The organism is Halobacteriovorax sp. RT-2-6, assembly GCF_047085025.1.
In the GTDB taxonomy this organism is placed as follows: domain Bacteria; phylum Bdellovibrionota; class Bacteriovoracia; order Bacteriovoracales; family Bacteriovoracaceae; genus Halobacteriovorax_A.
In genome coordinates this window covers 121,013-146,193 of sequence record NZ_JBKIYH010000002.1, presented here as the reverse complement: position 1 = coordinate 146,193, position 25,181 = coordinate 121,013, and the positions used below count along the sequence as shown (strand labels likewise).

The following is a 25,181-nucleotide window of genomic DNA, read 5'->3' as shown; positions in this document are numbered from 1 at the left end:
TTATTTTCATCATATGGAGGGGATATGAGATTTTTTACATTTGCCTTATTACTAGGGCTATTAGTTGGTTGTAAGACTGAATTTAAAGGTACTCTAGCAGTTGACTCTGCTGTAGAGCTTAAGTCTAAAGATGATAGTATTTCACTTGCTCAAGGTGAGTACAAAGCTAAGCTGAAGTTTATCGGTAAGAGAAAGCTTAAGATTCAAGTTGCTGGTGAAAAGCTAACTGTTAAATTCGATGAGAAGTTTAAGCTTCCAAGTAATGGAGAGTTTACACTTGATAAGGCCGACACAACTCTAAATTATGATCTTCATGGAACGATCACAACTGATATCGAGCGTGGGCCAATTCGCCACCGTGATGAATTCTGTGAAATTACTATTCCTGAAGTTGTTTGTAGCAGTAGAAGAAGACAGTGTACGACAGTATATCGTCGCTACCCAGGTCGTCGTTTTGTTGAGTACCGTGATGACATTATTTCTAAAGTATTTAGAATTGATGTTGCAGATGCTGGTCAAACTTACTCGACTTTTGATGCAACTTCTAGAGACTACGACCGTGTTTACCTTTATCAAGGACGTTGTGGTTTTTAATTAAATCAAAATTAACTAAATGAAAAGGCCCTCTGTGTGAGGGCCTTTTTTATGCTATACCTTTGTTGATATCGTCGATTTGCTCATTAAGTGTCCAAAAGTCATAAAGAACACCAAAGAGGAAGAAGCCACCCGTTAGAAGATAGAGTATCCCCATAAGAATCTTTCCTTGATAAAACTTATGAAATCCAAAGACACCTAGAAATGTTAGAAGAATCCAAGCGATATTATAATCAAGGACGCCCTCATAATAGCGATTATCACATTCTTCATCCATAGAAGGAATTAGAAAGATATCTACTAGCCAGCCAAGCCCTAAAAGGCCTAGTGTTAGCATCCAGATCGTTCCTGAGATAGGCTTACCATAGTAGAAGCGATGAGCTCCCATAAATCCAAAAAGCCACAATAGATATCCCATGACTTTACTGTGAGAGTTATTAGGGAGAATTCCTTGTTGTTGATTCATTATTTATACTCCTTTAGACCCCATGGAGGTGCTTTGCGCTCACTTAAAAGAAGCTCAAAGGCATCTTCTATTTTTTCAAAAATTTCCTTGGCCTCAAAGAAATCCTCTAGCTCTTCCATTTGCTCTTCTTCATCAAGAGACAGGGGGATACCAGTGATAAAGTAGTTAAGCTCTTGACCTTCATACTTAGCATTTATCGTTAATGTATGAAATTTCATTTCATTATTTTGGTACTTCGTAAGCTTTGTACCAGATAGAAATAAATGGTATTTATCATTTGTGTCTGGGCCGATTTCAGTAGTGAAAAAATACTCAATATCGTTAAATTCGCAAGAGAACTTCATATTTTGCTCGTTGGTTTATTAGATTTAAATTTAAGTTACACTAATATTATACTAGACTTGGAGATATATGTGAAAGTTGATTATTTAATGAACTCAAATGGAGATAACGTGAGCGAAGAAAATAAGTCGAAAGACAGGAAAGAGCCTCGTCGCATTCTAGTTTCAAGTGATAAAAAAACTCTTAACCTTGCTGATAAAGATATCTTAATTGTGGCCTCAAAACTTAAGAAATATATTAAGGATAAGCATGGCCTAAATACTTCTGCAAATGTCATGGAAATCTTGTCTGATATCATTAGAGTAAAATGCGATTCTGCGGCCGAGCGTGCAAAGCAAAGCGGAAGAAAGACACTTCAAGAAAAAGATTTTTAAGTAATGTCCAAATTAGATGAAATAGCCAATAGTGTAGAGCTTTATTCTTCTGAGACCAAGTCGACAGTTACATTGTTTGGAGGAAGTTTTCATCCATTTCATCAAGGGCATCTTGAGTGTCTAAATCAATGTAGTGAGTTTGAAGACAATATTATCATTGTCTTAGACTACAGCCCTTGGAAGTCCAATGAACAAGAGGATCCGTATGGAGAGTATCTAAAGATCAAAGATGCCACAGGAGCTAGATTTCCTATCTATACGGGCTTTTGGGCCCAGAAGCTTAGAAGACCCACATATGAGTGGCTGCAAGAGGTTAAATACCCAAATATTAATTGGTTGATGGGTGATGATACATTTGGCTCATTTTTAAAATGGTATGAAGTTGAAAAAGTATGTCAGCTGCTTTCAAAAATCTATGTTGTGCCTCGTGATGAGAAAATGGATGAGTATAGGGAAGTCGAAGCTAAGATAAAAGTGTTTAATTCAAAGCTTGAGGTGATCTATCTTAAGCCTCATGAGTATCAAGAGCTAAGTTCGACAGCGATTCGGAATAAGTAGTCTTTATGCAGTTCGTGTCGACTTCGGCTCCTGCCTCTCGTCGACATACCGTCCATCCTGGACATAAAAAAAGGCTCCGTAAGGAGCCTTCTTTTATTTCTATTACTTAACTTTCCAGTAGTACTCAATAACTAGCTGAGAGTTGAATTCAAATGGTACATCTGATTCAAGAGGAGCAGCAACCATAGTTGCTTTCTTCTTATCTGTACCTTCAACATTGTAACAAGCTGGAACTGCTGCGAAACGTGGAGTTTCTTGAGTTTGCTTGTAAAGTTGGTTGTTATAACCTTTCTCAGTTAGAGAGATAACATCACCTTGGCCAACGATGAAAGATGAACGGTCAACTTTCTTTCCGTTAACTAGGATTTGTCCGTGAGAAACCATTTGAGAAGCTGCCATCATTGATGGTGCAAATCCAAGTCTGAAAACTACGTTGTTCAGTCTTGACTCAAGGTTAGATAGAAGTACTTCCATCCATGGCTTACCAGCAGTGTTCTTCTTAGCTTGCTTAACGTAAGTAACAAGTTGCTTTTCTCTTAGACCGTAGTGGAATACTAGTTTTTGTTTTTCTTTTAGACGAACGGCGTAGTCAGAAATTTTCTTTCTTTTGTTACCGTGTACACCTGGTCCGTATGGACGACGTGCTAATGCACCAGCTTTACCAAGACCTGGAAGTTCAACACCTAGTGCTCTTTGGATTTTAAAGCGTGATCTCGCTGTAGTACTCTTTGCCATTGTTGGCTCCTTTTGAATAAAAAAGACTTTAGGGACAAGGAAAAGTTACATCACATCTCAAAGGCTAACGCCTTAGGCCCATCAATCTTACTTAATATTTTCGGATGTAACTGAAGCTTTATAGCGAACAATGGCCACTATTGTCAATGGGAAAGGATGTAAATATTAGATATTATATAAGTTTCAGAGTTCAGACTTAAAGATATCAAGCACTTGTATAGTTTTACTTCCAGGTTTTCCATTTCCGATCGTTGTATCGTCAACTTTTACAATTGGAACAAGGTATTTTGTTGATGATGTAAGAAAGCATTCGTCAGCTTCTTTTAGCTCACTTCCCGTGAAGTTTACCTCTTCAAATGGGATGCCTTGTTCGCCAAGAATGCGGATAACATTTTCTCTGGTAATACCTTTAAGAAGTCCAGCTGCAATAGGGGGCGTTTTAAAAATACCATCTTTTACAATCCAGATATTACTCGTTGTACATTCTGTGACATTGCCATCTTGGTTAAGCATGATGGCATCAAAGTAGCCTGCTTCTTTGGCCTCGTTATATGCAAGGATATTATTAAGATAGTTTCCAGATTTGATATTTGGGTCCATCGACTTGACTGGATTTCTAAGAGTTGAAGCGATAATTACCTCAACGCCGTCTTCATACCAAGTGCTAGGATTTTCAGGAAGCTCTTTACCGATGATAATGACATTTTGATTACTGGCCGCTTGCGGGTCAAGAGTAATTTCTCCCTCTCCTCGTGTGACAATTAATCGTATATAGCACCTGTCATGACCAGCTTCGTGCAGCTTCTTTGCAACGTCTACAATGCGCTTTTCATACTCAGTAAAGTTGAGTTGAAGATGCATGTGCATCTTTAAAGCAGAGTTTTGTAAGCGTTCAAGGTGCTCTTTTAGAAAACCAATTTTACCATTTCTAACTTCCGTTACTTCGTAGACAGAGTCACCGTAGAGGAAGCCGCGATCAAGTACAGATATTTTTGCATCTTCTTCTCGCTCTAGAATTTGGCCATTGATACTTATTACTTTCATGGGAGAATTGCTTTGTATCCTTCTGGGATGATATTCCAGGCGTCATTCTCGAAGCGAATTTCTTTTGTTTCCTTACCCATTAGATAAATCTTCTGGCCACATTGTAGCCACTCGAGGATTCCACCAAATAAATTTGTAAACTTTGTATTAGGATTAGTTTTAGAGAGCTCGAGTATTGCCTTCGTTGAACGAGTTCCAATTGTAGAGTAGACGACAACTTCTTTGCCTTGAAGTTGAGGATAGACTTCATGAAGCTTCGATAAAGGAATTGCGCGTTCAATGTGAGAAACTTCAAATTGATAAATATCTCGTGCATCTACAATTACGAGGCGATTATCTTTTAAACGTAAGCGTCTTTTTAGGTAGTCACAGTCGATATTTTCAACGCTTGGGTACTTCTTAGAAAGGGCGGTTGCCATACTGCCAATAACTTTTCTCTGATCCTTGATTCCATCAGTTCCGATACAAGAAGTTAGCAGAAGTATTGAGAGAATAATATATTTCATAATTTGATCCAAACCTTTGTCATTTAAACAACTTAACTATTTTGATTATCATGCCAAATCTTTAATTATTTGACCATGAATAAAACTTAACCCATAATTTTACTATGCAGAAATTATTTAAAATCTTCATTTTTCTTTACCTTACAATCACTAGTGCTTACGGTGCGTCTCTGAGTCTGGATGACAAAACTGAGCCAATCTTCTACTTGAGAAATTCTACAGGTGAGAACTTAAATGAGCTTTTTTATAATTTGGGTGGGGATGGTTCCACTCCTGAAGCCGCGATTACTCTTTATGTTCCCCTAAGCCTTGGGACGGGAACTCAAGATTTTGCTTATTATACTGCAGACTCTGGGGGGCTAAGCCCAAACTTGGCAGATGAAACATCTGAGTTAGGTGGTCTCTACTTACAAGATGTTGACTCACTTGCTTACACTAATGAAGAGCTTTACGTTGCATTAAAAGATAACGACAATTCAAATCCTGCTTTTCGAATTGTTACTCAAATACCAAGCTCTCAAGTTGAAGCTCCTTTTGTAAGCTTTGCAGATATCTGTTCAACGAGTGAGCTAAATTGTGCTGGTATTACAGACTCTATCGCTTCTATTAAAGACAGTGTTGAATTAGTGTTATTCTTTATGCCTAATGATACTGATTACAGTTCAAATGAAGAAGTAGAGATTCCGGATGCTGTTGGTAGAGCAATCTACTTTAAGCTTGTTATTAGTGCAGCAGCTACTGATATTAGAACTCGTGCAACACTTAACATTATTGGTACATATGCAGGGGATCAGACTGCTGTTATTGAGTACACCGGTGATCATGGTGGTAATGGTGCCTATATTTCTCGAATGGCCCTTTACGTGCAAAGTGGCGGTGGAGTTGTAACGAGAAATATTAATGATATTAGAATTGTTGAAGATCAATCAAATGAAGGTAATGTAAAGGTAACTAACCTTACTAATAATACTACCTACAGTTCGGCAATTTCATATCTTGATCATTTTGGCTATGTCGGTCCAGGGAGTGTGAGTAATGCTGATTTGGCCACGCAAACTGGAAATTATCAACCGAAGCCAATTGAAAAGCTTTTGTCGCAAAATCAGTGCTATCTCGTGACTGCAGGCTTTCAAAGAGATCATTATGTCTTGAATTACTTTCGTGTCATTCGCGATGAGTACTTGATGAAGACGACGCTAGGGGCAGCATTTGTTGATTTTTACTATAGCAGTGCGCCATTTTTTGTTGAAACGATCTTAAATAACAAGGCCTTGGCCTCGATGGTTAAGAGATATAGTTTCTCAATGTATTTTATTTTACAAAATATCCTGTTTATAATAGGATGCATGACTATAATTACGTTGTTAACGTTTAGAAGAGAATTAACATATGCCGTACAAAGTTTTAATCGTCGATGACGAACCAGATATTCTAGAACTATTGGCCGAAGAGCTTGAGTTTGAAGGTTATGAGACAGAGTGCGCCAACTCTGGAAATAGCGCTGTAAAGCTTATCAATAGTGGAAAAACATTTGATGCCATTATTTCTGACTATAAAATGCCAGATGGTAATGGAAAGGTTGTCCTTGATTGCACAAATAGCAATGATAGCCAAAAAGAAAAAGTTTTCTACTTTGTTTCAGGTCAAGCTGATATTTCTTTGAAAGAAGCTATGAAGGAAGGGGTGACTCGTTTCTTTTATAAGCCTTTTGATTTAGATGAATTACTAACAAGCTTAAAAAGAGATTTACAATAAAAAAAGGGACCATTTGCGGTCCCTTTTTTATTTGGCTAGTTTAGAATTGTCGAATGCGTACCACGTACGTATCGATTTTTTCCGATGTGATCTTCTTTGCTTTCTTCAAGCAGTAGATCCCAAAAACCATCCATCTCATTATATTTGGCCAGTAGCTCATAAGTACGGCCAAGCCCCTGTCTCGAAAAGGCACTTCGTTGAAATTCTACATTTGTACGAAGTGACTCAAATTCACCCTTTAACTGATTTACTGTCTCTTGTGAAAGATCGCTGAACTCTTCTTGCATTAGCTCTAGAATTCTTCCTGCAAGTCTCTTTGGACCAAAGTATGACGAAATGAATTTCACAAAAACGCTGGCATTAATCTTTCTAAGAATAGGATTTGCTTTGTCATAAAAAGCTGCAAGGAAACACTCATCAATTTGCTGATGTCTTACTTCATCAAGCATATGATAGTAGTGGCATTGCCAAAAGTTCCAGTCCACTTCACCGGCCTTAAGGGCCTTATTGTATTTTTTAGAAATATCTAATGTTCTCTCTTCAAAGAATAGAGCAATCCAAATCCACCATAGAAAGATATTTGGAAATGTCGTAACAACCTTCATGATAAAGTTTTGAACTGGGCCAAGTTTAAAAATACGAAGAGGTCTCTCTTTCGAATAGTTTTCTGGCTCTGCCTTCATGAGCATTCTAAGAAAGATTTCACCGTGCTTATCTTCTTCTTCCATAAAGTGATCAATGGCCTCAGTCATTTGAGGATTAAGCTTATAGATTCTTTTACAGCTTTTAAGTGCCGGATTTAGAAGAACATTTTCAAACCAAATAAATTGCTCACAAATAGAGAGTCCAATTAATTGATTGAATCTAAGTTTTTGTGCTTCAGTAAGCAGATCATAACTAGGTAAGTAAGAGATAGTGACCATTTCTTCTGGTGTCCACTTGAGATTCTTATCGATTGGTTTAGACCAATCAAGTGCATCAACAGTGAAAGCACGCTCTACAGATTGCTTATTAAGTTTTTCTAATTTGCTAATAAGTCTTGTTTCCATCTTAGCTCCAATTATGAAAGTACTTGTCTCAGTTCTTCGTTATGATTTTTTTCTAAGTAATTAATTAGGTCTTGAGTTGTTTGACACTGTAAAAAAATTGTTACAGGTAGTTCTTCAAAATCTTCCTTAAGACGCCCAATAAATGACATGGCATCATAAGAATCAAGCCCAAGAGTGATAAAGCTAGTCTCTAAAGTCAGTGTGATCTCTTTTTCATCACTAACTTCAGCAATTGCTTCATTCAAATATTTTAAAATTTGCTCTTTCATCTATTTATCCCAATTTCTCTTTAATTAAGAAATTAAACTTAAATTTATTTTTTATGTAGCGAGATACTATAAGATTAAATCGATAATTTTTCTCGATTTTTGTAATTTCTCCGGCCATGTATCTTTTTTGGGCATTTTGGCGTTTTACTTTCCCACTAGTTGTCTTTTTAAGAGTTAGCTCTGGCACTATTGAAATATTGTCTTCTGTGAGTGCTAATTTTGATTTTAGAGCATTTGCCACGTCTTCTTTGACTTTTTTACGGGCCTCTTTTGACTTCTCATTTAGCTCAATGATGAGGTGAGGTTTCTCGCTCTTATCTGTTTGAATTGAAAAAGCAACCATACGCCCAAGCTTTACCGCAGGTACCTTTGCGGCCATAAACTCGATGTCATTTGCAAAGATATTAACACCATTGCAGATTAAGAGATCTTTACTTCGTCCTGTTACGTAGAGCCTACCTTCTTCATCTAAGAAGCCTAGGTCTCCTGTGTTTAGCCATCCATCTTCGAGATGAGTTTCTCTACCGTAATAGTTAGTCGATACTGATGGCCCTTTTATATAGATTTCACCAACACCTTGGTGTTGATTTCTAATCTCAAGCTGAGTCGGTGCTAGAACTTTTCCACAAGAAATAAACTCTTCATCTTTAATCGTGACTGTCTCAAACTGTGTACCAACCTCATGAAAAGTTACTGCAAGAGTCGCTTCTGCTAGTCCATAAACTGGCATAATGGCATTAGTATTGAAGCCATATTTTTCAAAACGATTGCTAAAGGCCTTTAAAACATTGGCCTTAATTGGCTCAGCTCCACATTGAGCAAAGCGTATATGAGAAAGATCAAGACCTTCTAACTTCTTTTCTGGGATTTTAGTTGCACAAACATAATATGCTGAATTTGGGATACAAAGTGCACTACACTTTGTTTCTGAAACAAGGTGAAGCCATTTATGAGGCGCAATGACATAGTCTTGAGTACGAATAATATGACATTCAAGATTCTTTAAAAGAGCAGTGAGAAGACTTCCTATCAGCCCCATATCATGGTGAAGAGGTAGCCATGTACAAATAGAGTCAGAATCACTCAATTTGATCCCTTGATTAATTTGATCATTATTTGCAAGTAGATTGCTATGGCTTATCACAACTCCTTTTGGTGCAGAAGTTGATCCTGAAGAAAATTGAATAAAACAAGTTTCACTGCTTTCAGGATTTGCAAATTGTGTTGCCATCTCAGCGTCATTAAATTTTGCTATATTTGTAAAGCCCTCTGGAGAGTTCTTTGCTGCGATATACTTTGTTTGTGCCGCAGATGCGAATTGGAATAGTAATTCTTGGTAATCATCTTTTAACATTAAGGCACTTGATGCCATTGGTACAGGTACGTTACCTGATAGGATGATACCAAAGAAGTAAGTCACAAAGTTTTCTTCATTTTCAAATGAAAGAATTATATTTTTTTTAGTAATATCATTTGCCTTAATTTTAGAAGCAATGACACGGGCCTTCTCCATAAGCTCATTTATAGAAAGTGAGCTAGCAAGCTTAAAGTTCTTGTAAAAGAAGAGAACCTTCTTTTCTTGATCTTTATTTGAAAGTAGCTTGTCGATGAGATTACGCATTCAGCTGACCTTCTAGGTATGAGATGATCTCAAGTGTTTTATTGAAGATATGTGGCATGAACTCATATTCATTTACACTGTGGCCTACATAGTAGAATAGAACTCGGTTAAGTAGATATTCATTTGCACAAGATAACATATTTTCTAGTTTTTCTTGCTTAGATAGTTCAAGCCCATCTTTTGAGAAGTAATAATCTATATCATTCGCAATTTCACCACTTGGTGTTGTAAAGCTCATGAATTCCACAAGGTCTCTATATGGAGAGTTGTAGCGAGATAGTTCCCAGTCATAGAAGCATGGGCGACCATTTTTAAAACAAATATTTCTTGGATTAAAGTCGTTGTGAGTAAGTGTCTTTGGACCTTCGTTGATGATCTTTGACCATTGTTCAAAAGTATTTAGAACTTCTTCTAACTTTTCCTCTGTCTTTGCACTGATGTAGTTTTGTGCACGAATATAAGTGATAATTGATTTCGTTAAGTCTTTATCAATATTTACTTTTCCAAGGTTAAGAGACGACTCAGAAACTTCTTGTGAATTTGCAAAGTTCTGATGAATCTTAGATATAGCATCAAAAATTAATTCACGAGTTGAGCTTATCCATAATTCTAAACATCCTTGAGTGTTCATTAACTCAATTTGAGAAAAGTTTAAATTTTCTAAAAGAAGAAGGTATGCTTCTTTCTGAGCATTTATATATGTTCCATGAAGCTCTGGCATATAGCGAGAGAAGTCCTTTGAAACCATACGGTATGCCTCAATTTCTCTAATATGACATTTCGTAAATTCATTATTGTGAATTGTTTTAATGAATTTTCTTCTGATATCACTATCCGCAAAACCTGCAATGGCCGCAAAACCTGCAATTACGTCAGTATCAAGGGGTTTTGACTTCAGAATTATTTTATCTTCTTTGTTGATCTCTAGTGATGTAAAACCAAGAGATTTGTTTACCACTCTTGAAGTAGCTTCAGTGATAATTCCATTTTCAATATTAATCTTGTGGTCGTGTTCAATTGACTCACTTTCTTTCACTAAAGTTGACTGATCAGTGAAGTTTTCATTGATAAATTCTTTTGTGATATCTTTCGTTTTAAGCTGATCTTTCGGATTATTTCTACCAAGCTTGTCGTGTGCATAAGCAAACTGTCCACCACAGATGGCCGACATTGTTGAAAGCTCAAGAGATAGCGCCGCACCAGCTATAATTTTTGCAAACCTTTCGACCTTTCCTGCTCCTGCACAACCGATCGACTTTAAGCAGTCTTTATAGTGACCAAGTCCTGTTCCACCTCCAACAGTTCCAATAACTAGTGAAGGTAGAGTTAAGCTTACGTATAAACCTTTTTCGTGTTTTTCAAAATTTAGAACAGCTGTTGATGACTCATGAATACAAGCAAGGTCTTGTCCTGTTGAAGCAAAAATGGCTGCAACAGCGTTGGCAACGTTTACGTTATATCCTGTCATTCCTTCAAGGCGAGTAATAGGTAGTGATCTTAAGTAGAGATTGATGAGATCAGTACTTGATGTTTTCAGAATACGCTTTAATACTTTTTCTGGTACTACACATTCTGCAGTTACATATGTTCCACGAGTCTGCATTGCAGAACCAACAGAAACTTTCTTATCACTTGAACCATTTCCTTCTAAGAAGAATTCAACAAGTTTAATTTTTGAAGTTAAAAGCTCTTCTTTGATCCAAAGACATGATTGCCACGTACAAACAGTTGTCATGTTTTGTCCGGAAGCGTCGGCACACTCATAGATAAATTTCGCGTGAACATTGCGACCGATAAGAACTGGCTTGATCTTTTTTAGATCTGCAAAGTTTGAATACTTTTTAGTAATACTTTTAATCGTATCGAAGTTATCTTCTAGCCATGAGATAAATTCATCAGCATGGTCAATATCATCAAATGTGAAAACTGGAGCACGGTACATACGCTTTCTTAAAACCTTGGCCTTGAAGCCACCACTTAAAGAAACGGCAAGTGCACCACGAGTGATCGAAGAAACTAGAGCGCCCTCTGAGGTTGCAATTGGAATATATAAATCTTCCTTTTCACCTTTCTCATTAATTTTTAATGGCCCACAAATTCCCATTGGAATTGAAATACTTCCAGCATAAGACTCGATATTACCTTTGAGGTTTAATCCATCTAGGTCTGTTATTTGAATTGAGTCGAGATTTTCCCCACACTGAGCCTCTAAAATCGCAATACGATTTAGCCTTGCCGCTTCAGAGTAGTCAAAACGAGATGGGGCCGAAAGCTTCTGCTTTACGACTTTTGCTTCCTGCTCAGAAGCTGAATTTGTGCTAATTTCATTGATCTTCATAGTTCAAATATAGCTTATAAAGATGAACGAGAACGTTTGATTGAAAATTGTACTATGGCCGTCTACACAGTAGACGGCAGTTTTATATTAGTAAAATCAATAGTTTAGATAGTGAATAGGTGATAGTAGCGAGTTTTCTGCGAAATATCTTTCGCAAATAGTGAGGGAAGGTTCCCGTCTCGCATCAAGCATAGATAAGCTTGCTCATAATGAGATCTTACTTGGGGGATAATTTCCTTAAGTAGGTAAATGAAGCTTAGCCCCATGTAACGATGATCTGGATGGACTCCCATAGTCTTAATTAAGAGCCTCTTTATATTTGTTGCTGTGGGATCCACAAAATTTAGGATGATCCCAATAATTGAATTGTCTGCTTTTGAAATTAGAGCACGTGAGGTATGAGGACAAATAAGGCCAGCCGCTTGTTGGCCATACTTAAGTTTGAATGTTTCAAATGAAATTGGTGAGTAGGCGATATTCTCTCCAAAAACTTGATCAGCACTTTGGTAAAATCGTTCAAGGTTATCAAGCCAAAATTGTCCATCAATTACTTTTAGGTCATAATTTTCAGTCATTGGTGAATCATCAATTTCATCAAATTGCTCAGACCATTTTAAGAGCTTATCAAAATCATTAATTTCATAAGTTACATAACTCTCAAAGATCTCACCATGAGACTTCAATAATTCGTACAACTCTTTGTCGTAAGAGGGCTCCATTAAGTGATGAGGTAGATCTTCATTCTGTTTTAAGCGGTAGCTATTATATGTAGAAAGATTTAATGACCCAACCATCTTTTCGCTTCCATACTTTTGACGATAATCTTTGGCGGCCTCAATAAAGCTTTGTGATAGCTTCCCATTACAAAAACCAAAGTACGCTTGCTTACCAATAAGAAAGAAAATTGCTGAAGCATCGCCATCAACAAATTGTTCAATACTTGAGATTGCTTCGTTATCTTTAAAAAGAAGGAACTCTTGTTTTTGCTCTTGGGTAAGTCGGTCTAAATTAATTTGCATAAACACCTACAATAAGAGCGATATAAAGTAGGAGAGCGAAGAGTCCGAATGACTTTTCATTCTTCTTACGTCCTTCAAGACTTGGTTTTTTTAAATATTTAAAAAGTGTCGATTGAGCAGCTGCAAAACCTGCGATACCCATTGCTGCTAGAATTGATCGTAGATTCGGCATTAGTGGGATGAGATAAAGAAAACATCCAAGAGTTATCATATTCATTAATGTGATAATGAGAACGCTTCCACCTGTGCCATAAATCTTTGTATATGAGTCAAGTGTTTCAGTCTCTTCTTCAGGGCCACGAGTCTTTCTTGTAAATTCATATGAGAAACCTGATGCAAAAGACATGGCAAGAATAAGATAAACATAGAATTCAAATGTAGGAACTTGCCATTTTGCCGACATAATCCAAATAATAATAAGAGGAGAAACGAGCATGTGGCTAATTGAATAAAGCGTTAAGCGCTTTTCTAGCCATGTACCAATAAAGAACTCCTTGGCCATAAGTATGGACCACAGATAAACAGCGCCGTAGCAAATAAGCGTTAAATAATTATTTGAAATTAAAGCAGAATAAATTAATCCAATAATAGTAAAAACTGCAGCAATAATATCTAGGTGCCAAAGTTTAATGAGGCCTCTTTGAAGCGCACGCTCTGGGTGATTAATACAGTCAACTTTGAAATCTTTATGTTCATCAAATACTCTTAAGACAAAGTAGTGTCCGACTACAGCAACTGCCCCTAGGATATCTAATGGTGTAAAATCTAATGCTTTATCTTGTAAGAATAGAGCAAGGCGACTCATGACAAAGAAAGTTATTAGACCGGAGATGACATTGGCCATTGGGAAGCGCTCGTTTGACCAAGCTAAATATCTCTTAATAAATGAATCTTCTATTGTAATATGACTTATATCTTTGCTCATACATCCTCATCTGAATTTATTTTCTTTGTACCATTATATAATGAAAACAACTATAATTGTGACATGGCAAAATATTTTACTGACAAATTAAATTACTCACTAGCAAATGAAGATATTGAGATGGAGTCAAAAGTTTGTGAAAAACTTTCTCCTAAAAAAATTGGCTCTATTTGTGGTGCAGGACCAAGAGGGTTATACCTTATTACAAATACTGACTCAAAGTTAGATCTCTTTGATGTATCGGGCCTTCAGATTGAATGGGCAAGAGCGTATGAGAAGGCGATTCTTGCACTTGAAGAAGTGGATTATTTAAGAGCATACCATGATGATTCCGCGATTTTAAAAACAGTTGGTGCTAATGTTGGACTTAATGATTATTTTGAGGCCAATGAAATTGCGGCACTTGCCGGATCATGGGAAAAAACATTTATTACCTTTTCAAAGCTTTGTCGTAAAATTTTAGGACATCGTATTATTGAGGCCCTTAGAAATTGTAAAACAATTCAAGAGCAATTAAATATAATGGATACAGTAAGCTTTAAGGTTAAGTGGACAGTTGTTTTATCAATTGTTGGAAACAAGGCCTTAATGAACTCTCTCTTGTATCGAGGTGACTTCATTAGAAAGAATATCCCAGAAAGTTATGTGAAATTTTATCGAAACCGATTTGCTCGTTTATTTAAAAATAATCTGATTAAAGATAATTTTTTCTTAAGCCTGTGCTTTTTTGGTGAAGTTACTTTGACAAATACACCCCTTCGTTGTCGAAATTATTCTGAGCTTAAAGAGTGCATAGAGACAACGCAAGTTAATTATCATATTGGTGATGTGGTTGCGGAGCTTGAAAGTGGTAAGTATCAATTTGATTACTTTTCTTACTCAGATGTTCCTAGTTACTTTGATGATAAACTAGGTAAGGATTTTATTAAGAAGGCAAGGCCATCAATTGCTATTGGTGGAGTTATTTGTGTCCGTTATTATCTACGTGTCCATACGCCGGAACTAGAAGGCTTTGAAGATATCACAGCTGAATTTAAAGATCTTATAAAGAAAGAAAAGGTCGGAGTTTACGACATAAGATTTTATAAAAGAGTTTCATAAAGAAAAGGCCTCTAATGAGGCCTTTATTATTCTTGGTTTTCTTGTAATAAGTTGATTAGACCTTTTTCACAGTCCATTTCAATCTCTTGTCCATTTTCTACAATTTTTGTAATTCCTGGAACTCCGACGATTGTAGGAATCTTAAGTTCTCTAGCAATAACTGCTGAGTGAGAAAGTGTCGATCCCTTTTCTACAAGTAGTCCTTTGATTGACGGAAATAATGGTGCCCATCCTGGATCAGTTCTTACTGTACATAGAATCTTGTCATTAACATCAATTCCATCATCCGGCTTAAAGAGTAGGGCAACCTCTCCTGTGATGTGACCTGGGTAACATCCTATACCTTTTAATGCACCATCATGATCAAGATTTGTATTGCCTTCATAGATAAATTTATTTCCTGCGTGAACGAAGCCAAATGTCTTAAAGTGATGACCAGGTTCCTCATCTTCATATGAATCGTACTCAGACTTTCTTAAGCTTATTAGTTCTTTTAGATTTGTCTGAACAATACGCCCATCTTTTAGTTCTTCAATTTCACTAAGAGTTAAAAAGAAAATATCATCTGGTGTACTGATTAGATTGAAGTTTGCTAATTGATTTCCCATTTCACGGTAAATTTGACGTGAGATACCAAAAGATTTTGTTCTAAGAAGTCTTGTGTTTTCACGATAACGAATGGCCTTTCTAAGTTTTGCCAGATCTTTATAAAAACGTTTTCTTCCAAAAATTGAAAGCTTTTTCTTAACTATTGGCTCAATCTTTTCTTCTTCAGACTCTCTAAGTTCAAGCTCATTTGCAATGAAGCTTTCATAACTTAGGCTTTCTTTAATCACGTAATTTTTTAGAATATTGATGAGAAAGTCTGGGCTTTCTCTCAGTGATAAGCTTTCAAGCTTAAGCTCACCAATTGTGCGATCACCATAGTTTTCGATATAATCTTGGCATAAATCAAAAATGGCCTTATTGTTGATGTAGAAGAAGTCCATAACTTTTGAATTTTCTAGTTTTAGGAATTGATCCTTAAGATTTTGATCGCATTTCTTAATTTCATCACTTATTTTTAAAAGTTCTTTAGTCGGTTGAGTACTGGCAATATCATGTTCTCCTGATAATAAATTTCCAAGAGTGATATCTGCATTTTCAACACCAAGCTTATCCATCCAGCGATACATCTTTCCATTCATCATCATAACGTAGAAGTCATTTATAAGTGGAGCGTGCCATTTACTCGTGATTTTCTGATCGAGCTCTTCAGTTAGATCATAGAGTTGAGTAAGATTAAGTCTATTGAGTTTGGTGAAATCAATGTCATTATAAACTTTATAAAAGTCAGACATAAAGTCGGCAACAACTTTATCTATTTTTGAGAAATACCAAAGAAGACTACCAAAGGTTTTTATCAGACCTGGTAACATTCTTAATCTCTCACATAAAGGTAGGTCTTTATCTTCAATAAAGTCGACAGGGTCTGTAATCCCCATCATTTTCTCCATATCTCCTTTAGATTGTTTAAAGGACGGAAGCAAAAGGAGCCCCTTATACCAAGATTGAATATTGTAGAATACTCGACCTTCAATAAGAGCGATCATATTCTTATGTCTTTTTTCGTGCTTTTTTAACTCTTCTTCACTTAGCCCAGTTAAGCCTAGTAGTTGATGATAGACCTTGTAGTACATCTTTGAGGCATAAGAGAAAGTTAGGGGCGTTGTAACTCCATTGAATGACTCTTGGATATTTGAGTTATCAAAAACATTGGCGAAGTCTTCACGCTTATCCATTGGAAGAGATGTGATATCTCGTGTCTGGACAATATAGATATTTCCATTTTGAAAACAAAATTCTATATCTTGAGGCTTCTTCTTTAATGCAAGAATATTTAGGGCAAGCTTATTTAACTCAATGATTTCTGCGTGAGTTAAGACACTTGAATTGATATCATTTCCTGTAACTTCAACTTTCTTTGTTGTTTTGTTTTCGTAGTCAGCAATTATCTTAAAGTCTTTTTCTCTAATTTCATCTCTAATGATACCAAGGTCATTGATTGTGTATTCATCAGTATTGCATTCACCACTTACAACACCTTCTCCTTGACCGTAGTTTGCTGAAATAAGCATCTCGTCTCTGTATCCATTAATTGGATTTGCCGTAAAGAGAACACCTGACTTCTCAGGATCAATCATTTCTTGAATGATGACGGCCATTTTAGGTGTCGATTGATGGATTTGATTTTTAAAGCGATATGTAAGGGCCGTTAGAGAGAAGTTGCTTTTAAAACAATTTCTAATGGCATCTTCTATTTTATCTTTTCCTTGAACATAGAGAAAAGACTCTAATTGTCCAGCGAAAGAGAAGTGACTACCATCCTCATCAGCAGCTGAGCTTCTAATAGCATAGTGAATATTAGGATTAATTCTCTCCATAACTTCATCAATAATGGAAATTTCACACTTATCAATTTCAGCATGAATTTTTGCGATTAGTTCTTTTAAATCATCAATAAATTGAAGTTGTGTGTAGCTTACAATGAGTTGCTTTAATACCTCATTTTGGTCAACTAATGTTTGAAAGTAATCACTAGTGATACAAAACCAATCTGGTGTATTAACACGACACTTTTCAAGCTTAGCAAGGTTATAGGCCTTACCACCAACTTGTGTTTTTGTTGTAAGAAGAGAATCAAATTTACTTAATAGATACATTTACTACCTAACATTACAAATTATATTATTTTCATTTAATATTATCATATGAAAAAAATTGAAGATATAAGGCAAGAACTGGGTTACGAAGGTATACCGATAAATGGATGTCACTACCTGGATTCTCACTTTCGAAATAATTTAGAAAAGCGATGCTTGATCTATCAAAATAAAGATCAGAACTATGGCGAGTTTATGTCTCAGGTTGGGGCATGGATAAAGACATTATCTGATGCTGGAATAAAGAAAGGGGATCGAGTTATCGTACTCATTCCATTGCGACTAGAGCTTTATCAGATAATGGTGGCATTGTTCTATATGGGATCAGTTGTCGTCTCAATTGATTCTACTATGCCAAAGGATAAACTTAAGCAGGCCATTGAAGATGCAAATGCTCAAGGGATCATCTCAGTTAAAGAGCTTTTAAAATGGACGCCTTTAATTCCTGCTCTGTGGAAAATGAAGCGCTTTACGTTTGATCAAAATTGTCTTTTTACTAAAACTTTAACAAGTATTAGAGCGCAAGATAATCTTAATTTCTCGCAAACACCAATTGAGCAAGATGCTCAGACACTTATTTCTTTTACAACTGGCTCTACTGGAAGACCTAAGGCCGCAAATCGAAGTCTTGATATCTTTTTATCACAAAAGATTGTCTCAGAATATTTTTGGCTACATAAAGAAGATGAAGTTGATATGCCATTTTTCCCAACTCTTGTTTTACAAAATTTGGGCCTTGGAATCACCACAATTTTCCCAGATATCGACTATCGTAAATTAGCTGAGTTTGATGCTTCAAGGGTTATTGCGCAAATGAATCAATATGGTGTCACACGATTTAGTGCTAATCCAATGATTATCAAAAGACTTGCTGATTACCTTGCATCAAATGATATCAAAATTCCATCGTTAAGAAGTATTATCATTGGTGGTGCTGAAATATCGACAAAGCATGCAAGTTTTGTGAAGGAACAATTCGATAGGGCCTGTTCGTTGGTTGAGATTCATATTATCTATGGCTCTACTGAAGTTGAGCCCATTAGTTTTGTTCAAATTGAAGAGTATATTTCAAATAAGAAAGTTGGACTTAAGTTGGGGCATATCATTGAAGTTTTAGATACTAAGATTGATAAGGTCGCTAATGGTTTTGATTTTCAGGAAGGAGTCGTTTGGGGAGAAATCTGTCTAAGTGGACCTCATGTTATTAAAGAGTATATTGATAATCATCCTGCCAATAAAACGACTAAGAGATGGGATGAACAGGGAAGACTTTGGCACCTCACTGGTGATGTCGGATATGTGAGTGGGGGACAGATTTATCTTCTTGGGCGACTCAAAGATTGTTTAAAGGTTAATGGCAAGCTCGTTCCAACATTTCACTATGAGAATGAATTGGCCCGTATTGATGGTGTTCAAAGAGCAGCTCTAGTTCAAGTCAATGATACGATATTGTGTCTCATTGAGGGTGAAGTTAAGATAAAAGAACATATTAGTGAAATCTTAAATGATTGGAATCTTGGTGAAGCGCTTGTTGAATTTGGCCGAGTTCCTGTTGATTCAAGGCATTTTTCTCGAGTTGACCGAAATGCCATAAGAGAAAGTATCCAGCACAAGTAGATTGTGCTGGATTGATATCTAAACTCTTATACTAGTTATCGTAATTTCGACAAAGAATTGAGATCTTCTTTGTCAGTTCTTTAGGTAGTGTTGAAAATAGGCTTGATCCGCTATTTACTTCGTGTCCATAACATCTTTGCCAGTGAGGAGTATAAAGTTGTCCTTTATCTCTTAAAAGGTACTCTTCCATATAATTTTGAAGATGCTTATCTAAGAGCTCTTTCGAATCAGATCTTTCTAAAACTTTTCTCTGATAAAGAGTATCTGCGATTTCAAATGGTGTAACAAAACTTGCTTGACCTTTGTATAGTTCATTTGATTCATCAAAGTTGTAGGCAGCACGTATAAAAGTATGAAACTTAATTCCTGGATAAGTCTGTTTGATACCATTATAGAAAGAGTTATCGTGTTCTCCGTTATCACCAACTAGGATAACTGTATCAGGTCTATTCTCAGCGATTAGCTCTTGAAGTCTTTGCGCTTTAAATACCTTGCTCGATACTTTAAAAGGTCTAATTTCCAAGCTTCCCTCTGGGAAGTTTCCGTTTTTAAGGAGTTCATTGTGCGACCATGCCATCACTTCCTCTGGCGCATTTGTTAGATAAAAAACATCTGCATCAAGGCGATTCTTTATGATGTGATAAAGGTCGGCCATGCCAAGGAAAATATTATTTGTGCGGTAGGCGTTTGAAACGGCATCGACTTTTGATCTGATATGGCCAACTTTAATTGTGTCGTCGATATCTGAAATTAGAATCGTCTTCCCACTATCTTTAGTAAAAGCTAGTGTTGCCGAAGCTAAGAGGTTTAACATTAATACTAGGATTACTGATTTCATCTTTCTTGTTTTCATGAAGAAATCATATTGAATGAATTCACTAATTTCACCATGTATCGCGTTAGTATGAACATTATACAGAGATTTCGTTAAAGTTTTCCATCCAAGTACTGAATTGTTGGCATTTTTGGACTTCTTTGGCCTTTAATAAGTAGAGATTCTTATGAGATCTGAATGTGAGAATACTACCATTCACTTTTAGCTCTTTTAGCTTTTCAATCTCTTTATAGTGCTCAATATTTCGATAATCACAAGTGCTGATTGTTTCGGCTTCAATTTTTTCTTTTTGAGTCACTTCTTCGTGTAGTTCATTTAAGAGATTTAATTGTTCTTGGGAGAGTTCGTGCTTAATCTGTGCTAATCTTTCTAGATAATCTTTTGATTCGTTAAGACTTCTGGCCGCAAGATGGCCCAGTCCTTTCTTTGAAAAGTTATTAAACTCTTCAATTTTCACTTGAGAGCGAAAGAGGTAGTCATTGGCCTTAGGTCCAACTGCATGAACCGTATTTGAAAGCCAGTAGACTCCGATTAATATAAAGATAAAGTATCTTAGTTTCATATGTATTTTATAGAGCAAGAAAAGTGCCAAGAAATAGGGCAGTTTTATACGAGCTTTCAGTAACTTGGAGTGTTTAGTATATGGACAGTGTCTAAAAATATCGTTATTTAAGGTACTTACTGTTTAAAACATGGTATAAGGCAAATTATGTACTATTTTGATCACGCTGCCTCAACTAAGCTCTATCCTGAAGTTATTGAAGTTTTATCGCAAAGCTTCGAACTGGACTATCCAAATCCTGCTGCTAAGCATTTAGCAGGAAAGGAATGTGCTAAGAAAATTGAGGATGCTAGAAGTAATATCTTAAAACTTATTCTGGCAAAAAACTATGGCCTAATCTTCACTTCTTCTGCAACTGAAGCAAATAATCAGGTGATTCGCTCGATTGAGGAGGGGATTATTTTTTTAAGTGGAGATCATCCTTCTGTCACTAAAGTCATTGATAATGGACAAGGTTATAAAAGCATCGATGAAATTGTCGATGGCGTAACAAGTGAAACACAACTTGTATGTATCAGCCTTGTTAACTCGCAATCTGGACAATACTTTGAAGTTGAAAAAATAGCGCAAGCTGTGAAGGCCAAGAATAGAAAGTGTCTCGTTCATGTGGATGCGACACAAGGCTTTGGTAAGGTTCCTTTCACACTCAAAGACTCTGAAATTGATTATGTCACTTTTGGTGCTCATAAAATGGGAGGTCCAAGAGGAATTGGCGGTCTTATTTTTAAAGAAAGTAAGGTTCAATTTCTTAAACGCTACCTAAGAGGTGGTGCACATGAAAAAGGCCTAAGAGCATCGACACCTCCTACTTCTCTTGTTGTAGCTCTTGAGAGAGCATGTGAATTGGCCTTTAAGGATTTAGAGAGTTCATTTGAAAAAGCAGAAGTTCTTAAAGAAGTAATTAAAAAAGGGCTAAGTGCTCTACATAAAAATATAAGTTATCCATTTGAGGATCGAAATACTTCACCATTTATTCTATGTGTTCTCTTTGAGGGAATTGCTAGTGATATCATCATGAGACACCTTGAAACCAAGGGAATCATGATCTCTTCATCTACAGCTTGTTCATCAAAGATTAAGGGATTAAACCCTCTCTTTGCAGGACTTGGGATTGAAGAGAAGTTTCATAAAAATATTCTTAGGATATCGATTGGTAAGTCAACAACACAAGAAGAGGTGGAAGGCCTTTTAAAAGGTTTTGGCGAAGTTATTGAAGAAATTGGTTTTTTAATTAAATAGGAATAATAAAGATGTATAAAAGTTTAATTTTAACAGTTGATGAATTATGGCTTAAGGGTAAGAACAGAAAGAGCTACTATAAGAAACTTCAGACAAATCTAAGTCGAATATTTAGTAAGTATCATCACACATCTTGGAAGCTAAAAAATAATCAACAGCGACTAGTGGCCGAAAGTGAAGAAGAGTTTAGTGAAGAACTAATCCATAGATTAACTTCTGTTGCTGGCCTAAGCTCTGTTACTCCGATGCGAGCGTGTCCATTAGATCTTGATTATGTTTGTGATCTTGCCGTAAAAGAATTAAGTCAATTATCAAATATTAAGACTTTTAAAGTTCAAACAAAAAGAGCTCTTAAACAATTTCCAAAAAATAGTGATGAAATTAACCGCTATATTGCAACTGCAATCTTAAAAAATACGGAACTTAAAGTTGATGTAAAAAATCCTGATCTCATGGTTGATGTAAAAGTCATGAATGAAGAGATCTATCTATCTTGGGAAAAGATTCCATGTATTGGTGGTCTCCCTGTAGGGACAAGCGGACATGCTATTACTCTTTTATCTGGTGGGATTGATTCACCTGTTGCTAGTTATTTAATGGCAAGAAGAGGCGTGAGACAATCTTTTGCTTTCTTCTATGCCTATCCATATGTTGGAGAGGAAGTAAAAGATAAGATTTTAGAGCTTGGAAAAATTCTTTCTAAATTTCAGGATAGCTTTAAATTATATGTTCTTCCTTATGGAGATATTCAAAACTATATTGCAAAAAATTGTAAGGAAGATTACAGAACATTATTTTTTAGAAAATATATGATGGATACTTCTGCGTATCTTGCAAGAAGAACAAAGGCGAGTGCCCTAATTATGGGAGATGCCCTTTCACAAGTTTCAAGTCAGACACTTCAGAATATGAGTGTACTTGATCGTTCTTGTCCGATGCTTGTGATGAGGCCACTTATTGGGATGAATAAGCTGGACATCATTACAGAGGCCAAAAAGATTGATACATTTGAAACATCTATTATTCCACATGATGACGCTTGTTCAATGTTTGCACCGAAACATCCAGTAATTAAGGCAGAAATAAAGTACTTTATGGAGTTTTGCGAAGAGCATGATTTATCAGAGTTAATTAAAGAATGCGTTAATAATGCTGAAGTATATCAGTATGATATTCAAGGTAACTTTGAAAAAAAATGAGCGGAATGAGATTTTATTGTGCGTTGCAAGTAATTTCTTCCTGAATAATTAATCTTTGATTAATACTGAAGAGGCTTTAAAATATAATTTAGGAACTACCTAATATTATTAGAATTGGAGCTTCAATGCACAAGAAATTTCGAAAGTCGTTGGGACTATTTTTAGGTCTCATTCTTTTATCAACGCCATTTGTTTTAAGAGCGGAAAATGGTTTATTTAGTATTAATAAAGATCAAGTTTTAGGGAACTTATTAATCGATGTTCTCGAAAAACTTCATTATAAAAAATTAAAAGTTAATGATGATCTTTCTAAAAATGCTTTCAAAGAATTTGTTCAAAAAGTCGATTACTCAAAGCAATTTCTATATGATTCGGATGTTAAAGAACTTAAGAAGTATGAGTCTTTAATGGATGATGAGATGAGATCAGGAAACTACAAGCTTGTTCTTGATGCCATGAAAATTAAAAAGCAAAGAATTGAAGAAGCAGATGCTTTAAGAAAGAAAATGTTTAAAGGTAAGTTTAACTTTCATGGAAATGAAGTTGTTGAGCTAGACCCAGAAAAAAGACATTTTGCAAAAGATAAGAGTGAGTTTGAAAAGAACTGGCGCCTTACTTATAAGCAATCAGTAATGGCCCGTTATATCTCGATTAAAGAAGACCAAGAAGACCTCAAGAATCCTAAGAAGAATGCTAAAAAGACTGCTAAGAATAAAAAGAATGGAAAGAAGAAGCTTGAGTCTGAAAAAATTCTAACTGAAAAAGAAATCGTAGCTAAGGCCCACGAAGCTATCGACAAGAAATATCGCCTTTATTTCGAAAGACTTTTAAAAGACACAAGAGATGACTATATGGAGCTTTTCTATAACTCTGTTGGTGCTGTATTTGATCCGCACACAGCGTACCTTGCTCCAAAGAGAAAAGAAGATTTTGATATCGATATGTCAGGGCAACTTGAAGGTATCGGTGCTGTCTTATCTGAAGATGAAGGTTATATCAAAGTTGTTGAAATCGTTCCAGGTGGAGCTGCATGGAGACAAAAGGAACTTGAAGTTGATGATTTAATTCTTGCTGTAAGCGAAGGTGACTCAGAGAAGGAGCCGGTTGATCTTGTTGGGATGAGAGTTGATGATGCCGTTAGATACATTCGTGGTAAGAAAGGAACAGTTGTTAAGCTTCATGTTAAGAAGGCCGATGGCTCACGTAAGTCAATTGGTATCACAAGAGATGTTGTTAAGATGGGGGCCTCTTTTGCTAAGTCTTCAGTTCTTGAACTTAAAGGTGTGAAAGGTAAGTTTGGATATATTAATGTTCCGAAATTCTACCGTGAATTTAATGGAACGATTAATTGTACTGATGATGTAAGAGCTGAACTAAAAAGATTAAAGAAACAAAAAGTTAATGGTGTCATCCTTGACCTTAGAAATAATGGTGGTGGGGCCCTGACAGATGCACAACTTATGTCAGGTCTATTTATTAAGGAAGGGCCAATTGTTCAAACTAGAAACTATATGAATCAAGTTGAAACTCTTGCAGATGAAGATCCAAGTATTGAATATGGTGGCCCACTAATTGTTATGGTTAACCGTTATTCAGCTTCTGCATCAGAGATTCTAGCGGCAGCAATGCAAGACTATAAGAGAGCTGTAATTGTTGGTGGTGCAGTTACTCACGGTAAAGGGACTGTTCAGGTTGTCTATAGCCTTGATCAAGGTCTAAATAAAATGATTGGTGAAGAGTTTGGAGCATTAAAACTTACGATCCAAAAATTCTACAGAATAAATGGAGTATCAACACAGTATAAAGGTGTAACACCTGATATTGTAATTCCAGATCCAATGTCATATGCTGAAAACCGTGAAAAGGATTTAACTTACTCACTTAAGTGGGATGAAATTAAGCCAAAGAAATATCAGAAGTGGGCAGGTATGTCTTATGATATGAAAAAGCTTATTAGTGAGTCTCAAAAACGTGTTCAAAAAGATGAGCGCATGCAAAAGATTGAAGAGAGCGTTGCTTACCTTAAGAAGAGACGTAAAGAGACTGAGCTTAAGCTTAATATTGACTCTTGGATGAAAGAAGAAGAGGCAAATAAGAAGAAGCTAGAAAGTCTAAAACTAGATCTAGAAAATAAAGATTTAGTTGTTACTCACTTCGAAGAATCACTAAAGTCACATGAGACTGTAAAAGAAGGTGATGAAAAGCAGTGGAAAGAAGACTTTAAACAACGTAAGGAAGAATGGGTATCATCTCTACGTAAGGATGCAGGGCTTGAGGAAGCAATCTATATTATGCGTGATATGATTGCTCAAGAAGCAAAGAAATAATAAG

General features: G+C 36.1%; 24 protein-coding genes. 10 read left to right on the top strand and 14 right to left on the bottom strand.

From position 1 onward, the window contains the following. Positions 1-24 precede the first annotated feature (24 nt). Positions 25-594 carry a hypothetical protein gene (locus ACMAYS_RS09130; RefSeq protein WP_103219126.1) on the top strand — a complete coding sequence of 190 codons (570 nt, stop codon included), beginning with the start codon at positions 25-27 and terminating at the stop codon, positions 592-594. Positions 595-643: 49 nt separating this feature from the next. Here the strand turns inward: ACMAYS_RS09130 and ACMAYS_RS09125 are convergent, their stop codons facing one another. Further along, positions 644-1,060 (bottom strand): NINE protein, encoded by a 417-nt coding sequence (locus ACMAYS_RS09125; RefSeq protein ID WP_103219127.1) that lies wholly within the window; start codon positions 1,058-1,060, stop codon positions 644-646. Beyond that, entirely contained in the window at positions 1,060-1,404 is a 345-nt protein-coding gene (locus tag ACMAYS_RS09120; RefSeq protein ID WP_103219128.1) for a hypothetical protein, read from the bottom strand. Before ACMAYS_RS09120 ends, ACMAYS_RS09125 begins: the two co-directional genes overlap by 1 nt. 69 nt (positions 1,405-1,473) lie before the next feature. On the opposite strand from ACMAYS_RS09120, the gene ACMAYS_RS09115 reads away from it, so the two are divergent. Both ACMAYS_RS09115 and ACMAYS_RS09110 read left to right on the top strand, forming a co-directional pair. Next, entirely contained in the window at positions 1,474-1,776 is a 303-nt protein-coding gene (locus ACMAYS_RS09115; protein ID WP_103219129.1) for a hypothetical protein, read from the top strand. A 3-nt stretch (positions 1,777-1,779) separates the two neighbouring features. Then, entirely contained in the window at positions 1,780-2,334 is a 555-nt protein-coding gene (locus tag ACMAYS_RS09110; RefSeq protein ID WP_392992406.1) for an adenylyltransferase/cytidyltransferase family protein, read from the top strand. Positions 2,335-2,436: 102 nt separating this feature from the next. On the opposite strand, the gene rpsD is transcribed toward ACMAYS_RS09110, so the two are convergent. The 3 genes from rpsD to ACMAYS_RS09095 all read right to left on the bottom strand — a co-directional run bounded on the left by rpsD (position 2,437) and on the right by ACMAYS_RS09095 (position 4,619). Continuing rightward, on the bottom strand, positions 2,437-3,069 hold the full coding sequence (gene rpsD, locus ACMAYS_RS09105) for a 30S ribosomal protein S4 (protein WP_103219131.1): 633 nt from the start codon (positions 3,067-3,069) through the stop codon (positions 2,437-2,439). 183 nt (positions 3,070-3,252) lie between these two features. Continuing rightward, a complete protein-coding gene (locus ACMAYS_RS09100; RefSeq protein WP_103219132.1) occupies positions 3,253-4,113 on the bottom strand; it encodes an aminotransferase class IV in 861 nt (286 codons plus the stop codon). Then, positions 4,110-4,619 carry a rhodanese-like domain-containing protein gene (locus ACMAYS_RS09095; protein WP_412463128.1) on the bottom strand — a complete coding sequence of 170 codons (510 nt, stop codon included), beginning with the start codon at positions 4,617-4,619 and terminating at the stop codon, positions 4,110-4,112. The genes ACMAYS_RS09100 and ACMAYS_RS09095 overlap by 4 nt, the downstream gene beginning before the upstream one ends. Positions 4,620-4,723: 104 nt before the next feature. Here ACMAYS_RS09095 and ACMAYS_RS09090 point away from each other — a divergent pair, with 104 nt between their 5' ends. Together ACMAYS_RS09090 and ACMAYS_RS09085 are read left to right on the top strand one after the other, a co-directional pair. Continuing rightward, positions 4,724-6,037: a CFI-box-CTERM domain-containing protein gene (locus ACMAYS_RS09090; protein WP_412463127.1), complete on the top strand. Its 1,314-nt coding sequence runs from the start codon at positions 4,724-4,726 to the stop codon at positions 6,035-6,037. After that, positions 6,009-6,374 (top strand): response regulator, encoded by a 366-nt coding sequence (locus ACMAYS_RS09085; RefSeq protein WP_392992403.1) that lies wholly within the window; start codon positions 6,009-6,011, stop codon positions 6,372-6,374. The genes ACMAYS_RS09090 and ACMAYS_RS09085 overlap by 29 nt, the downstream gene beginning before the upstream one ends. 35 nt (positions 6,375-6,409) lie before the next feature. Here ACMAYS_RS09085 and ACMAYS_RS09080 read toward each other — a convergent pair whose 3' ends face one another. From ACMAYS_RS09080 to ACMAYS_RS09055, 6 genes are all read right to left on the bottom strand, one after another. Then, positions 6,410-7,423 (bottom strand): diiron oxygenase, encoded by a 1,014-nt coding sequence (locus ACMAYS_RS09080; protein ID WP_103219137.1) that lies wholly within the window; start codon positions 7,421-7,423, stop codon positions 6,410-6,412. Positions 7,424-7,434: 11 nt separating this feature from the next. Beyond that, positions 7,435-7,692: an acyl carrier protein gene (locus tag ACMAYS_RS09075; protein ID WP_103219138.1), complete on the bottom strand. Its 258-nt coding sequence runs from the start codon at positions 7,690-7,692 to the stop codon at positions 7,435-7,437. A 4-nt stretch (positions 7,693-7,696) separates the two neighbouring features. Then, a complete protein-coding gene (locus ACMAYS_RS09070; RefSeq protein ID WP_412463126.1) occupies positions 7,697-9,313 on the bottom strand; it encodes an AMP-binding protein in 1,617 nt (538 codons plus the stop codon). Continuing rightward, the gene (locus ACMAYS_RS09065) at positions 9,306-11,651 is read right to left on the bottom strand and encodes a phosphotransferase (protein ID WP_412463125.1); all 2,346 of its coding nucleotides are present in this window, start codon (positions 11,649-11,651) and stop codon (positions 9,306-9,308) included. The genes ACMAYS_RS09070 and ACMAYS_RS09065 overlap by 8 nt, the downstream gene beginning before the upstream one ends. Positions 11,652-11,755: 104 nt before the next feature. Continuing rightward, positions 11,756-12,670, bottom strand: coding sequence for a hypothetical protein (locus ACMAYS_RS09060; protein ID WP_412463124.1), 915 nt, complete (start codon positions 12,668-12,670; stop codon positions 11,756-11,758). Then, positions 12,660-13,595, bottom strand: coding sequence for a hypothetical protein (locus tag ACMAYS_RS09055; RefSeq protein ID WP_103219142.1), 936 nt, complete (start codon positions 13,593-13,595; stop codon positions 12,660-12,662). The genes ACMAYS_RS09060 and ACMAYS_RS09055 overlap by 11 nt, the downstream gene beginning before the upstream one ends. Positions 13,596-13,658: 63 nt before the next feature. Here ACMAYS_RS09055 and ACMAYS_RS09050 point away from each other — a divergent pair, with 63 nt between their 5' ends. After that, positions 13,659-14,696 carry a DUF3419 family protein gene (locus ACMAYS_RS09050; protein ID WP_412463123.1) on the top strand — a complete coding sequence of 346 codons (1,038 nt, stop codon included), beginning with the start codon at positions 13,659-13,661 and terminating at the stop codon, positions 14,694-14,696. A 26-nt stretch (positions 14,697-14,722) separates the two neighbouring features. On the opposite strand, the gene ACMAYS_RS09045 is transcribed toward ACMAYS_RS09050, so the two are convergent. Then, positions 14,723-17,398: a PEP/pyruvate-binding domain-containing protein gene (locus ACMAYS_RS09045; RefSeq protein WP_392992392.1), complete on the bottom strand. Its 2,676-nt coding sequence runs from the start codon at positions 17,396-17,398 to the stop codon at positions 14,723-14,725. Between the two features lie 48 nt (positions 17,399-17,446). On the opposite strand from ACMAYS_RS09045, the gene ACMAYS_RS09040 reads away from it, so the two are divergent. Next, complete coding sequence (locus tag ACMAYS_RS09040) at positions 17,447-19,015, top strand: AMP-binding protein (RefSeq protein WP_412463122.1); 1,569 nt, start codon at positions 17,447-17,449, stop codon at positions 19,013-19,015. Positions 19,016-19,046: 31 nt separating this feature from the next. Here the strand turns inward: ACMAYS_RS09040 and ACMAYS_RS09035 are convergent, their stop codons facing one another. Together ACMAYS_RS09035 and ACMAYS_RS09030 are read right to left on the bottom strand one after the other, a co-directional pair. Further along, the gene (locus ACMAYS_RS09035) at positions 19,047-19,868 is read right to left on the bottom strand and encodes a phosphatase domain-containing protein (protein WP_103219146.1); all 822 of its coding nucleotides are present in this window, start codon (positions 19,866-19,868) and stop codon (positions 19,047-19,049) included. Between the two features lie 58 nt (positions 19,869-19,926). Continuing rightward, on the bottom strand, positions 19,927-20,412 hold the full coding sequence (locus ACMAYS_RS09030; protein WP_392992389.1) for a hypothetical protein: 486 nt from the start codon (positions 20,410-20,412) through the stop codon (positions 19,927-19,929). A 147-nt stretch (positions 20,413-20,559) separates the two neighbouring features. Between ACMAYS_RS09030 and ACMAYS_RS09025 the strand changes: the two genes are divergently transcribed. The 3 genes from ACMAYS_RS09025 (at position 20,560) to ACMAYS_RS09015 (ending at position 25,177) form a co-directional block, all read left to right on the top strand. Further along, the gene (locus ACMAYS_RS09025; protein ID WP_412463121.1) at positions 20,560-21,651 is read left to right on the top strand and encodes a cysteine desulfurase family protein; all 1,092 of its coding nucleotides are present in this window, start codon (positions 20,560-20,562) and stop codon (positions 21,649-21,651) included. Positions 21,652-21,662: 11 nt separating this feature from the next. Continuing rightward, on the top strand, positions 21,663-22,850 hold the full coding sequence (gene thiI / locus ACMAYS_RS09020; protein WP_412463120.1) for a tRNA uracil 4-sulfurtransferase ThiI: 1,188 nt from the start codon (positions 21,663-21,665) through the stop codon (positions 22,848-22,850). A 125-nt stretch (positions 22,851-22,975) separates the two neighbouring features. Beyond that, the gene (locus tag ACMAYS_RS09015) at positions 22,976-25,177 is read left to right on the top strand and encodes a carboxy terminal-processing peptidase (protein WP_103219150.1); all 2,202 of its coding nucleotides are present in this window, start codon (positions 22,976-22,978) and stop codon (positions 25,175-25,177) included. Positions 25,178-25,181 lie beyond the last annotated feature (4 nt).